Origin of the sequence: Dethiothermospora halolimnae (genome assembly GCF_037577855.1) — a bacterium.
GTDB classification, from domain to species: Bacteria; Bacillota; Clostridia; order Tissierellales; family VENL01; genus Dethiothermospora; species Dethiothermospora halolimnae.
This window is the reverse complement of the sequence record NZ_JBAKFX010000013.1, coordinates 13,857-27,052: the sequence shown is the minus strand read 5'-3', so window position 1 is coordinate 27,052 and position 13,196 is coordinate 13,857. Positions and strand designations below refer to the sequence as shown.

At 29.6% G+C, this 13,196-nt stretch carries 9 protein-coding genes; all 9 read right to left on the bottom strand.

Going from position 1 to position 13,196, the window contains the following annotated elements; genetic code table 11:
• Position 1: 1 nt before the first annotated feature.
• The 9 genes from V6137_RS07395 to V6137_RS07355 all read right to left on the bottom strand — a co-directional run bounded on the left by V6137_RS07395 (position 2) and on the right by V6137_RS07355 (position 12,938).
• A complete protein-coding gene (locus tag V6137_RS07395) occupies positions 2–1,381 on the bottom strand; it encodes a TldD/PmbA family protein (RefSeq protein WP_425447262.1) in 1,380 nt (459 codons plus the stop codon).
• A 521-nt stretch (positions 1,382–1,902) separates the two neighbouring features.
• On the bottom strand, positions 1,903–3,651 hold the full coding sequence (locus V6137_RS07390) for an ABC transporter permease (protein ID WP_425447261.1): 1,749 nt from the start codon (positions 3,649–3,651) through the stop codon (positions 1,903–1,905).
• Positions 3,652–3,886: 235 nt separating this feature from the next.
• A complete protein-coding gene (locus V6137_RS07385) occupies positions 3,887–4,285 on the bottom strand; it encodes a hypothetical protein (protein ID WP_425447260.1) in 399 nt (132 codons plus the stop codon).
• Positions 4,286–4,305: 20 nt separating this feature from the next.
• Entirely contained in the window at positions 4,306–5,805 is a 1,500-nt protein-coding gene (locus V6137_RS07380; RefSeq protein WP_425447259.1) for an ABC transporter substrate-binding protein, read from the bottom strand.
• Positions 5,806–6,579: 774 nt separating this feature from the next.
• Positions 6,580–7,965, bottom strand: a complete 1,386-nt coding sequence (locus tag V6137_RS07375; protein ID WP_425447258.1) for a sensor histidine kinase — start codon at positions 7,963–7,965, stop codon at positions 6,580–6,582.
• Positions 7,955–8,647, bottom strand: coding sequence for a response regulator (locus V6137_RS07370; RefSeq protein ID WP_425447257.1), 693 nt, complete (start codon positions 8,645–8,647; stop codon positions 7,955–7,957). The genes V6137_RS07375 and V6137_RS07370 overlap by 11 nt, the downstream gene beginning before the upstream one ends.
• A gap of 43 nt (positions 8,648–8,690) precedes the next feature.
• The gene (locus tag V6137_RS07365; RefSeq protein ID WP_425447256.1) at positions 8,691–11,042 is read right to left on the bottom strand and encodes an ABC transporter permease; all 2,352 of its coding nucleotides are present in this window, start codon (positions 11,040–11,042) and stop codon (positions 8,691–8,693) included.
• A gap of 1 nt (position 11,043) precedes the next feature.
• Complete coding sequence (locus V6137_RS07360) at positions 11,044–11,802, bottom strand: ABC transporter ATP-binding protein (protein WP_425447255.1); 759 nt, start codon at positions 11,800–11,802, stop codon at positions 11,044–11,046.
• Between the two features lie 257 nt (positions 11,803–12,059).
• Positions 12,060–12,938 (bottom strand): GNAT family N-acetyltransferase, encoded by an 879-nt coding sequence (locus tag V6137_RS07355; protein WP_425447254.1) that lies wholly within the window; start codon positions 12,936–12,938, stop codon positions 12,060–12,062.
• Positions 12,939–13,196 lie beyond the last annotated feature (258 nt).

Below are 13,196 nucleotides of genomic sequence, written 5' to 3'. Positions count from 1 at the left end.
TTTATCTTCCCCCTATATTTACTTTACATTTTATTGCCGGTCCACCCATACCTACTGTAATCATTTGCTTTTTACCACACATACCGCCACAACTCCAGGTCATATCATCGGATACCATGGTTACACTTTTTAATACATCAAAGGCGACGCCTGAAATAGTTGTATCTTTAATAGCCCTACCTAACTTACCATTTTTTATTTCATAACCCATAGTAACCCCAAACATAAACTCACTTGTCATATCTGCTTGCCCATTACTTGGCTTCATAAGATAATAACCATCATCTATTGAAGCTATCATATCTTCTAGTTTACTCTTTCCTGGTAAAATAGCAGTATTTCTCATTCTAACTAAAGGCTCATCATTATATTTATATGCCCTTGCATTTCCTTTAGGTTTAACATCAAAGTACTTAGCGCTTTCCTTATTATTCATATATTCCTTCAATACTCCATCTTCTATTATTACAGCATCTTCAGTCTTTGTACCTTCATCATCTATATATATAGGTACAGGACAAGTTTCATTATTGTATGTATTAGCAAAGTCAACCAGTGTTATAAGTTCACTGGCTACCTTTTCATTTAAATAGTCAGCTGCAATAGATCCCCCTAAAACCATGTCAGCTTCTGTTGTATGTCCAATGGCTTCATGGGCTAAAATACCTGCTAGGTCAGAATCTAATATACATTCCTTAACACCTGCCTCTGTATATACCCCTTCGCTTTTTTCAATAAGTTTTTTATAAAGCTTATCTATATCACTATATAAGTCTTCAGGTTTATTAAATATATCTTCAAATTGACCCAAGCCCCCATATATTTCATACATATCAATTGGTGTTCCATCTCTTTCTATAGTCAATGCAACATAGAAATTAGTTCTTGGAAGCATTGAATAAAGTTGTGAGCCATGGGATGTTAATAGGGACTTTTCCATTTCTAAAGAATTTAATCCCACTACTCTATTGCTTAATTTTGGATATTTCTTCTTTATATAGTTATCTACCTCTTTTACAAAAGCCATCAATTCTTTCTGACTAAGTCTAAGCTTGTCTGTAGTGAAATCCTTTTCTATGGAAAAACTATTCTTAGGAAGGGATCCTTTATTTTTATTCTGTTTAGAATTTAAAAACAAAGCATTTTCTTTAGCTTCATTTATCACTGTTTCAATCGCCTTATCATCAATTATAGGCATAGATGCAAATCCCCATGAGCCACCTTTATAAACCCTTGCACTAACACCATTATTTGATTCCTTTTTATTGGTAACTAGATTACCTTGATTATACATTATAACCAATTCTCTGTTTTCTTGAACCCTAAGCTCTGTATACTCAGTAAATAAACCAGAGTACTTATTTAAGTTTTTTAAAACCACTTAGTGTATCCCCCTTTATTTTTAAATTATAAATTTGTATTATTTTGTATTAATGACTTATTACTATAATGATATAACATAATTTTCTATATATCAATGTATATACATAATATTATGAAAATTTAAATCCCAAAATAACATACTATTAACCCACTTTATCCTTTATAGTTCTTGATTTTAATGTAACTGCTACTCTTGTATCTGTTTGTGACACTTCAGTGTAGCACCACTACTGTCGCATAACCGTAGGATAGGTTTCCCATATTCAAACTAAAAAATCAGCTGTTTTAAATGTACTTCTATCTCTATAATAACAGATTTCCCTTTGCTTTTTTCTTTCAGCCCGTCTTTTAATAAAAATATTATCGGCAGTAATAATTGATTTATATACACTTTTATTCTCTAATATACTTTAATTATGCTAAATAGAAGAATCCCCTTAATCTAATATATTAGATTAAGGGGATTCTTCTATTTAAATTTATAATTTATTCCACTGAACCGTTTTTAAACTTTAAAATTTATTTGCTTTTCATCAAATTAACCTCATTTGATAAATAGTCTTTTCCTGCAAAAAATATAATTAATACAGGTATCATATAAAAACAAGATATGGCAAAAAACATTCCTAAATCCCCTTGAGCTATATGGGATAGATGTACTGATAATGGTTTATTATATTGTCCTTTAATGAAAACTATGGCTTGGTCAACCACATTCCAATACTCTGCAAAGGTAATTATCCCCAGTATTGCTATAGATGATTTTAGATTGGGAAGCACTATATGCCTAAATGTCTGCCAATGATTTGCTCCAGCATTCTGGGCAGCCTCTATGCACTCCTTTGGAAAACCCTTTAATTGTAGCCGTACTATAAAAACTCCTAGTGGATTAAATATACCTGGAAGGATTATTGCCCAATATGTATCTATAAATCCCAACCATTTTGATACAAGATAATTTGGTACTAACAACACTTGCAGGGGCATCAACATAATGAGAATATATACAAAAAATAAAACTTCTTTGTACTTCCATTTACTTTGTTCAAAGGCATATGCCCCCAGTGGTGAAATTATACATTGCCCTATTAAAACAGGAATTACTATAAAAATAGAGTTCCAAAACAGTCTTAAATACTCTGGACTCCTAAATAATAGCTCTTTATATTGACTTATCGTTGCCTCATCTGGTAAAAGTCCCATACGAACAAAATGCATACTACCTCTAGATAGATCCTTCATATTATAGTTAGTAATATCTGTTGTATATCTATTAATAATCTCACTGCTCCCCATAAAGGAATTAGAAAAGATAAATAATAGTGGAATTACTATTAAAAAAGCTGTTATTATAACAATTCCACCTTTAATAGGAGTTTTGCCTTTTATATTATTATGTACATTTTCAAACTGTATGGTGTTAAATGTATCTGAAAATCTTTTTTGTAAAGAAAATAATAGATATATGATAATCCCAATAATAATAAATAAGATATAGGACGCTGTTGTTAACTTCTGCATATTTAAACTAAAGAATTGATTATTCATATAGTGTTGTAATAAATATATTTTTTCATTTGGATAGTTGCCAAACAGCATATAAATTTCTTTAAATATTTTAAAAGAATTGGTTATAGATAAAATTATCGCTATAAATATTGTAGGTAATAAATATATCAAGGTTACATGGCGAAACTGTTTAAATGTATTAGCCCCTTCAATATTTGCCACTTCATAGTATTCCCTTGGTATACGCTTAAGTCCAACATAAAATAACATGGTAATAAGGCCAATATTTTTCCATGAAAAAATAGTAACGGCAATTAACATAACCCCTTTGCTGTTATACCAGTTTATAATAGGGATATCAAAGGTATAAAGTAGTTTGTTTAGTAATCCGTTTATATCAAAAATACTCTTCCAAAAATACACTGTTGTTCCCGATGGTATAACTAGTGGTAGTAACAATATGAGTCCAACTATTCCTTTTCCTTTATCCATTCTTTTAAATGACAAGGCTAAAAAGAAGGCTAAAACTATACATAAGGGTATACCGATAGACATAAATAAACCTGTATTTGTTAAACCCCTTTGAAACATGGGATTTTTTAAAGTATCTATAAAATTATCAAACCCTACAAACTTTTTTGTACTCATGTTTTCTATTAATGTATAATATATAGATAATATAAATGGAATACAATAAAAAATCAGTAGTCCACACAAACTAGGTAACAAAAATAGCAACATTTTAGACTTCTTCTTCATTTGCTTCTTCCTTTCCTTATTTCTTTAAATAGGCTAAGGGATTACCAATCCCCCCAGCAACTAAAACTATCTTAGTTTTGAAAAATATAATGAAAACTTCGAATGAATTCGAAGCTACTTTTTTTAGTTGATAACTTAAATAAGTAGAGGGGAATTCATTCCCCGATATAATAATATTGTGAAACACAAAATATAGAAATCCTACTATAAAATAACCTTTATCATCTAAAAATTATTAATTAAAGCTAACTACACTTCCATTAAAAACCGGTTTATCACTACTAACTACCACTGGATATTTTATACCTTTTTTTAAAGCAACTTGACTTTCACCTTTTTTTAATACAACTACAAACTTACTTTCACATATATATTCTTTTCCCCATGCTCCCTTCTGTTCTTTAACCATTAGAACATAGTTCCTATCATTTTGATCTTTATGTAATGCTTTTAAAGGTACTGTATATTTAAAGCCCTCTTTTTTATCTTCAATATTTAATGTACCACTTTTAGAAATTGCTATATCTACCTTTGGCAATTGCTTCTGATAATAGTTTCTTGAATAAATGGTAGCAATTATTAAAATAGCTATAAATATAACCCCTGCAATAATCGATATTTTTTTACTTTTCATATTTTTATCACCCTATTACTTTATTCATTTAAATATGACATTACTTTATTCTGAATAATTTTAGCTGTTTCTTCGGCTGTTGATAGATCATAATAGTAGAAGTTATCCAATTCTTTTTTTGTTAATGACCATAATTCAAAATTAGAAACTAGCTTATTCCTCTCAAGATTCCAGCTATGGACTTTGTCTAATACATCTTTTATCAATTTTTCTTGATTCCCTTTTTTCCATGGAATATTTAAATCACTAAAGTTTTTTCTATCAATTTTATATTGATATTCATATAAGTTATAAAAGTTTTTTATATTTATGGGGACACATCCATGATAATCCATAAAATAACTATAAGCAGTTTCATGTTTATCTGACTCTGGAGCTTCTCTTTCAGAAATACAATATTTTAAAAACTCCCATGCTAACTCTTTGTTTTTGCTACTTTGTGGAATGCCATAGGTTCCAAAAAATGTATTAACCATAGCATTATTTTGACTATTTAATAATGGTACAGGTTCCGATATATTATCATAATCTATCATAAGATTATGTACATCCACTGCATTAATATCAAGTCTTACAAACATATATTTTGATTCCATAAAGTCATCATTTCCCATACTAACCCTGGTCATATCCCAAGAACCTGTATTATCCGGCATATATTTCGTTTCAATAGAATTTGTTATATTTAAATAATCCAAAAATTCTTGACTATCAAACCAAGCTTTATTTTTCTCCACATCATAGAATTCCGGAAATTCATAGTCATCAAAACTTTCTTTTACTATGCCAGGCATAATTCTGAAATTTTTAGGATCTTTATGTTTTTCCTTTGCTTTTTCGTAGATATCCATCATTTCTATATAGTTAAGTCCCTCTAAATTTTTTAAATCAATATCTAACTTTTCAGCCATTTTACGATTTATATATAACATATTATACTCGAAAGCAAAGGGCATAGCATAAAGCCCACCATTATACTCCATAGCTTCAAATATATTAGTATAATAATCCGATTTATCAAAGGCTTTATCATTATCCATAAACTTATATAGATCACATAGTAATCCACTTTTAGCTTGTTTATATATATCAAACTTTGCCAAGTCAACTAAGTCAGTGGCAGTGCCACTCATTAACTCTACTGCTATACGGTTTCCATACATCTCTAAAGTTTCAGATGCATTTTGATTATTTTCTGAACCCTTAACCTCTATCTTTACATTTGGGTATAGCTCCATGAATTCTTCTGCCCGCTTTGTCATATATCCATCCCAGTAGGTACTTACAGTTAAGGTACCCCTTAACTCTTTTTCTTCGTCTATGTCAGAGCTTTCTATACTTTTATCTACTTTTTTGTTTTTAACTTTATTATCTTCATCTGTAGTAGCTTCTGTAGTATTTTTAGACCTAATTTCATCCATTTTTTCACTATACATTCCTGATTCTGAGCCAGAACATCCACTTAATAGAAGTAGTGCTATGGATACTAGAAATATTATATTAAAACTTTTATTCTTCATAAAAGTTGCCTCCTTTTTATTCTTTAGTAAATTCTTAATGATGATAACTTTTGCTTTTTAAATAAATTACACAATATTTTTAAGTTGAATTATTATTTCGATAAATAAGTTTTTTATTTCTATGTATAATAATATATTGTTTTACTTGATTTGGCAACTAAGTTAAATTAATTCCATTAATTTTCTCTCTTGAATCTATTACTCCAGAGTCTATATTATTTAGCTGACTAAACAAGTACTAGTGTAACAATATAGCACAACGATATAACAATATCCCCTAAGAATCCATTCTTAGGGGATATTGTTATGAGATCTTATCTATCTCAAGAGCTCCATCTTCTAAAAAGACTTTTTTAAAGCTTGGTAGTAATGGCTCTGTATAAGTTCAATCTTTTCCAAGGAGATTTTATCATTATCAGTTATATATATCTAGCCCTTACCTATCTAAATTTTTTATGTAAGCTTTTGTTTTATAGTTAAATATATCACCGTTACAAAGGTTTATAACATAGGTTTTAAGTATCTTTTTATTATTATGACTTTTATTCATTATAATACCAAACTCAAAATATCAAATGTAAATAATAGTGATAAAATAGTTAATATCAATTGGCCATATCCTATATGGAAGATTATAATATGTTGCACTAATTTCCCTATACATATTTTACAACAAAAAGTTTAATATTACCAACTGTTTAATATTTTTCAATCAAAAATTTACCCATAGAAAAACTGAGCTAATTGCTCAGTTAAACATTAAAATTATTATTATCACACAACGGGTATAGTAAAACTTATCTTAGTTCCCTTACCCAGTTGACTCTTAACAAATATTTTCCCTCCATGTTTATTTATTATCTCCTTACATATGGCAAGTCCTAAGCCCACACCTTCATAATCTGATTTTTTTGATGTTTTGCCTTGATAATAATAATCAAATATATAGGGTAAATCCTTAGGATCAATTCCTTCTCCATTATCTTTTACCGATATTAATATCTCATTTTCTTGCCTATATCCTTGGATTATTATAGTATCATTATTTTGTGTATGCTTTATAGCATTATTATAAAAATTTAAAATCACCTGTTCTATTCTAATAACATCCACATTAATCATACACTTTGGTATATCATTCTTAATAACTACTTTCCGTTTATTATCTTTATCAATAATAATTTTTAATAGTTTATTGAACACATCGTCTGCATATACTTCTTCAAAATTATATTTAAACTGATTCATATCATCTTGAGCATATTTAAACAGGTTGTCCACCTGGTTCATTAAACTCTTCATCTTATCCTGTATAACCCTTTGATAATTGTGTCTTGTTTCTTCATCTTTTGCTACTCCACTAACTAACCCCTCAATATATGCATTTATAGTTGCTATAGGTGTTTTTAGCTCATGACCAATGGTAGTTAAAAAGCTTTTTCTCTGTCCTTCATAGGACTGTTGTTTTTTCATTAAATAGGATAGTTCCTCTACCATACGATTATAACTAATATAGACTTCTCTTTTCTCTGATTCTTCAGGTAACTTTAATGGCTTGAAAACCCCTTTAGATACATGGTCTAATCCATCGATCAATTTTTCAAAAGGATTTAATAGACTTTTATGGTAGCTGGTAATAGTTACAATAACACTTATAACCCATAATACACTCAGTAGTATAATAGCAAATTTCCACTGGATTGGTATATAATTACCATCTCCCCCATCTATAACTGTTTCAAATATGGAAAATCCTACAATAGAGCCTTTATTATATATGGGAAAGCTTAATAAATACTTATCTTTATTTCTTATTTTATAACTATGATCAGAATATAAATGCTCTGTTAAGTCAATTTTATTACCAAGTTTAAATCCACTGTTGTATTCATAAATAACTAAACCTTCTAAATTAGTTATGGTACAAGCTAGTGCTTTATCTCTAAGCTTCTCATCTAATTGTTTTTGTATATCCCTTGAAAGAGGCCAGTTATTAACTATAAGATCATATTCAGGATTTACTTGAATCCTCATTTCATTTACAATATTTGAACTCTCTTCTTTTTCACTTATTCTCCAACCTATAACTAAAGTTATTATAATTCCAATAGTACATAAAATAGTAATAATATAGCTTTTCTTATAAATCTTACTCATCATCAAGCTTATACCCCACTCCCCATATTGTCTTAATATACGTTGGATTAGCAGGATCTACTTCTACTTTGGTTCTAATTTTTCTTATATGTACAGTCACTGTACCTATCTCCCCAAACTCATCAGGCCCCCATATCTCATCATAGATTTCTTCCTTAGTAAAAACCGTACCGGCATTGGATGCCAATAACCACAAAATTTCAAATTCTTTATTCACTAGTTCGATTTGTCTACCATCTATTTTTACCAAGTGTTTTTTAGGATCAATCATCATATTTTTAATAACCAATCCTTTGTCTGCATCGTTGTTATTTGTTGCCATATATCTTCTTAGATGGGCTTTAACATGAGCCACAACCACAGCTGGGCTAAAGGGTTTTGTTAAATAATCATCTGCACCTAATCCAAGGGAAAGTATTTTATCAATATCTGCATCCTTTGCACTTAGCATAATAATAGGGATATCCGATTCATTACGTATACGCCTACATATCTCCATTCCATCATCGTCGGGAAGCATAATATCTAAAATAACAAGGGATGGAGAAAAGCTTTTAAATTTATTATAAGCTTCTTCTCCATCATAGGCAGTCATAACCTCTATCCCTTCATTTGCTATAAAATCCCTTAATATATCTGCAATTTCCTTTTCATCATCTACAATAAGCACACGTTTCTTGTTCATATAAATCACCTCAATCTAGGCTTATTATTTCCTTACAAATGCCTTATTCAGTAATCAAATCCTTTGGTGAAATACTAGCAATTTTCCTTGTAGGTATAAGAGTGGCAACCAAGGCTATTAAACAATATAAAGCAATAATCAATATACCTTGTCCATGGATAAATTCAACTGGTAATTTAATTGTGCTATAGGGTGTCACTTTAAACATAGCTGTCATCACTTTATCTATTGTTAAAGCACATAATGTATAACCAACAAATGCCCCAACTAATGTTAATAACATTGATTTAGTTATAAGTAAAATCCTTAACTGTTTATTACTAAACCCTGTAGCCTTTAATATCCCATATACTTTTGTTGACCTACTGATATCGATTAAAGTCCAATTAAATATAATTATTCCACATACTATTAAGAAAATAGCTAGTACCATATTGGTTACAAAGGGTAGTGTTTTGATTGTACTAATTATCTGTAGTGAATCACTATCAAATTCCGCCACCGTTGCCCCATCACCCAATAAATCTATAATACTTTCTTCTATTTCTTCTATTATAACATTTTCTGTGTTCAGATATAACCAATAGTAGCCATCGCTATGCTTTTTCTCCCTTGAAATCTCTTTTTCAACTAACATATAAGATAATCCTGAATGTATAACTGAATCGTATATGCCTGTAATTAAATATTTTTTATCACCGGTTGCCTTCTTGATTGTGATATAATCTCCAATCTCCTTTCCCGTTTTATCCATGACTGGAGAACTGATCACTATCTCATTATTATTCACCGGCTGTCTACCCTCACCTAAGACCATTAGATCATTATCTGGATTTCCATATATCTTTGTTCCCAATAAAGGGATACTTTCAGTACCATCTTTAGAAAGGGTACTAACTGATAATTCTTTCTTATTAAATACTATTCTATCCACATTTTCAATATTCTCTATCCTATCCATCACTTCCTTTGTTGCCATACCACCGGAGTAAGTGACTGAGACATCTCCTGCCTTCATAGCCATCAAATATTTTGAAAAATGTCTTGCATTGGACATAGAACCAGTGATGTTACTAATGGTTAAACTAACAAATGTGATTATCATTATAGAAACTATAGTTAATACTGCTTTCTTCTTATCCATAAGTATTTGTTTTATAGCTAAAACAATACTTAACGGAGCCTTTTGTAACCTGTCTACACTGAACTTTGCTCTTTTTAGTTTATTCTCGGGCATACCATATTTTATAGCTTGTATTGGTTTAATTTTATTAGCTTTATTTGCAGCTAAGGATACAAAGATAAATAATAATCCTAATATTGCTAATATAGTAATTCCAATATACAAATCTAAGTTGTTCTTAACATCTACTTGTAGATTCTTCGTTAATGCTTTTTCTAATAAATTTCTTACGGGAACCCCTAAGATTGCACCAATAGATGATGCAATTATTCCAATTATAATATACATGTATAAAAACATTTGTCTAATTTGTCCACTGCTATATCCAATTACTTTTCTAACTCCAATGGTTTTATATTGGTGTAAAATTTGATTTCTAATTGTAACCCGTATTATAAATATAACAATAACAAACATAAAAATTGATATTATTAATAACATCGCTGCAATCATATTCCCAATCATATTATAAGCAGCATCAATTTCTAAATAGCCTATGAAAGTTGGCTGGATAGTATCAACCATATAAGAATCAAAGTCTTTTTTAAGAGCCTTTTCTTTTTGTAATGTATAATTTTTATATTTAATACCCAATAATGCTGTATTTGGACTTATACCTTCTCTTTGAAAAAAATCTGGAGAGACAAAGGATCTAAATGGTGACATAAATCCATTATTAAACTGAGGGTCCACAGTGAGCTTTGCAACAGTAAATTCATAATTCTTTCCATTGAAATAAACTTCTATTGTATCACCAATTTTTAATTCGTTATTACTTGCAAAACTATATGGGATATAGATCTCACCACTTTTGGGTGCTGGGGCCTTTTCATTTTCATCGATATATATTATATCTTGTTTACTGTTTTCTACAAACTCCGTAATTAGTAGGCTATTACTTACTTTTTCATTGTCTTTCATAAATTCAACCTTACTATTATATGAATGAAATTTACTAACACCCTTTACAGTCTTATAATTTTCTAACCATCCCTTAATATCCTCTATATCGTTCACCCTTGGATCTAGGTATAATAAGCTTTCCGAACCCTTTGCTCGGCTGTACATTTCATCAAATGGAGCTGACTGATTCATTAAAGATAATCCAGTATAAATTAGTAGAGCTGTTAGCATAATTGTCAATCCTATAAGAAAGCTTTGCATTTTTTTTCTTCTTATCATAGCAAATGCAGATTTTAGTCCAATAATCATACTACCACCCCTTACTCATGATAAAATCAAATATTTGTTTTTCCCGTTCCTCTAAACTATCTACCATAAATTGATCTAGATTTAACTCTCCATCAATTTTACCATCTTTAATATAAAGGATCCGATTCCCTCTACATGCAGCTTTTATGTCATGGGTAACCATTAATATTGTTTGACCTAAATCATTAATATCTGATAGTAAATCTAGAGCCTGCTCACTTTGTTTTGCATTTAAAGCTCCCGTTGGTTCATCTGCAAAGACTATATTAGGATTATTGATTAGACTCCTAGCAATAGCCACCCGTTGCTTTTGTCCCCCGGATAATTGGGAAGGATATTTGGCCTTATGATCCATCATATCTATATTATTTAATAGTTCATCTGTATTACTATGGACTTTTTTACGGTCCTTTACACCTAAATATCCTGTTATAATAATATTTTCATAAACTGAAAAATCATCTAAAAGATTTGGCTCTTGAAATACAAAACCAATTTGATTCCTTCTAATATCTATCATTTTACTTTCCTTTATATTATCAATACGTTTTTCATTTAAATAAATCTCTCCAGAGGTAATATTATCTATACCACTTAACAAATATAGTAATGTTGATTTACCTGCCCCTGATGTACCCATTATTACTGTGAAATCCCCTTTGTATACTTCAACATCTAGATTTCTTATAACATTAGTTGATACTTCTCCATTAGTAAATGTCTTACAAAGACTTTTACCTTCTAATACAACCTGTTTCATTATTCTTTCCCCTTTCCACCTTATTAAATAAGACCAATGATTTTTATTATTAATAATTTAATATTTATTAACCTTTAAATAATCTACAGTAGATGTTATATATATAATAATATAAAAGGGTTAATTAAATCCTTAACTATTTATTAACTGATTATTAAAGAATAATGAAATAATAAAAAAATACTCCCTATAAATGACTCCAATATAGAGAGTATCTTTGCTTTTAACAGCCTATATTCTTTTAAATTGTTACTGTATTAAATGGATATCTTATAAAAGTCATTTGCATTATCTACTTTAAATCCACAATCTTTGTATAATAATAATGCGTTTTTATTCTGTGTTTCCACAACAAGAGTAATTTTATCTAATCCTTTATTAAGAAGTTTGTCAATAGTTTTTGATAATATTTTTCTACCAATCCCCTGGCCTCTATAACTTTTTAAAACTACCAAATCACTAATTAACATTTTTTCACTCCACTGTCTCGCTGAAATAGTACCTACTATTTTCCCTTTGATCTCACCAACAAAAACATTACGGTTAGTATCCTTCAAATTACTTTTTATAAAAGACCTTTCTTCCTCCTCTGTGGTTCCAAATCCCTCTGTACCTATTCTTACTAAATCATCTATATCTTCTTTACAAGCTTTTCTGAAAGAGAAATGATCTACTGTCTTAGGCTTTTTTTGATATAACTCTCTTTGAAAGTTCATTTTGTAAGTAGAATACTCCAACTCCCCACCTAAGTAATAAGCAACTTCAGTTCCCCCTTTTGACCCCTGTTCATTAATGAGAGTTATCGTGTGAATGTCATCTCCTAAACAAACTTCCTTTGCCTTTTTAAATAAAGCTGAGAAAATTCCTTGCCTTCTAAATTCAGGATGTACCGTTCCAGTTATTTTGACATTTCCCTTCTTATAACTAGGATAAATAACTAGATATCCTATAAGCTGTTTTCCCTTATAACATAATAAATCCTTTACTTCGCTATTTTCTTTCCTTTCTAAGTTGAATTCCATATGAATTTTGTCATATATATTTGAAATTTCAGCTAACTTTAAAATATCTTTTCTTTCAACTTCACTAAGTGTCACAGGTATTTCTATATTATATTCTTTAAATAATAGTTTCAAATTAACATCCCCTTTTTCAGATTTCTTATCTAGTTATTTATTAACAATTTAACATAGGGATAATCTATCCATATATTTTCTCTCGTTCCTTTAGAAAACTAATCCTATCTAGCAATATCTTTAGTAATTTTCTTTTAATATATCCCTTAGCAAGTCTAAATCACTGGAAAGTTTGGAGAGATCATCATATTTCTCCTCAAAATAAGACCTTTGAAATTTAATATTATACTTTGGCTTATCTAATAATCCATCAGATAC

Coding starts and splice junctions, on each gene's coding strand:
- V6137_RS07390 (WP_425447261.1), bottom strand. CDS start 3,651: ATGAAGAAGAAGTCTAAAATGTTGCTATTTTTGTTACCTAGTTTGTGT.
- V6137_RS07385 (WP_425447260.1), bottom strand. CDS start 4,285: ATGAAAAGTAAAAAAATATCGATTATTGCAGGGGTTATATTTATAGCT.
- V6137_RS07380 (WP_425447259.1), bottom strand. CDS start 5,805: ATGAAGAATAAAAGTTTTAATATAATATTTCTAGTATCCATAGCACTA.
- V6137_RS07375 (WP_425447258.1), bottom strand. CDS start 7,965: ATGATGAGTAAGATTTATAAGAAAAGCTATATTATTACTATTTTATGT.
- V6137_RS07370 (WP_425447257.1), bottom strand. CDS start 8,647: ATGAACAAGAAACGTGTGCTTATTGTAGATGATGAAAAGGAAATTGCA.
- V6137_RS07365 (WP_425447256.1), bottom strand. CDS start 11,042: ATGATTATTGGACTAAAATCTGCATTTGCTATGATAAGAAGAAAAAAA.
- V6137_RS07360 (WP_425447255.1), bottom strand. CDS start 11,802: ATGAAACAGGTTGTATTAGAAGGTAAAAGTCTTTGTAAGACATTTACT.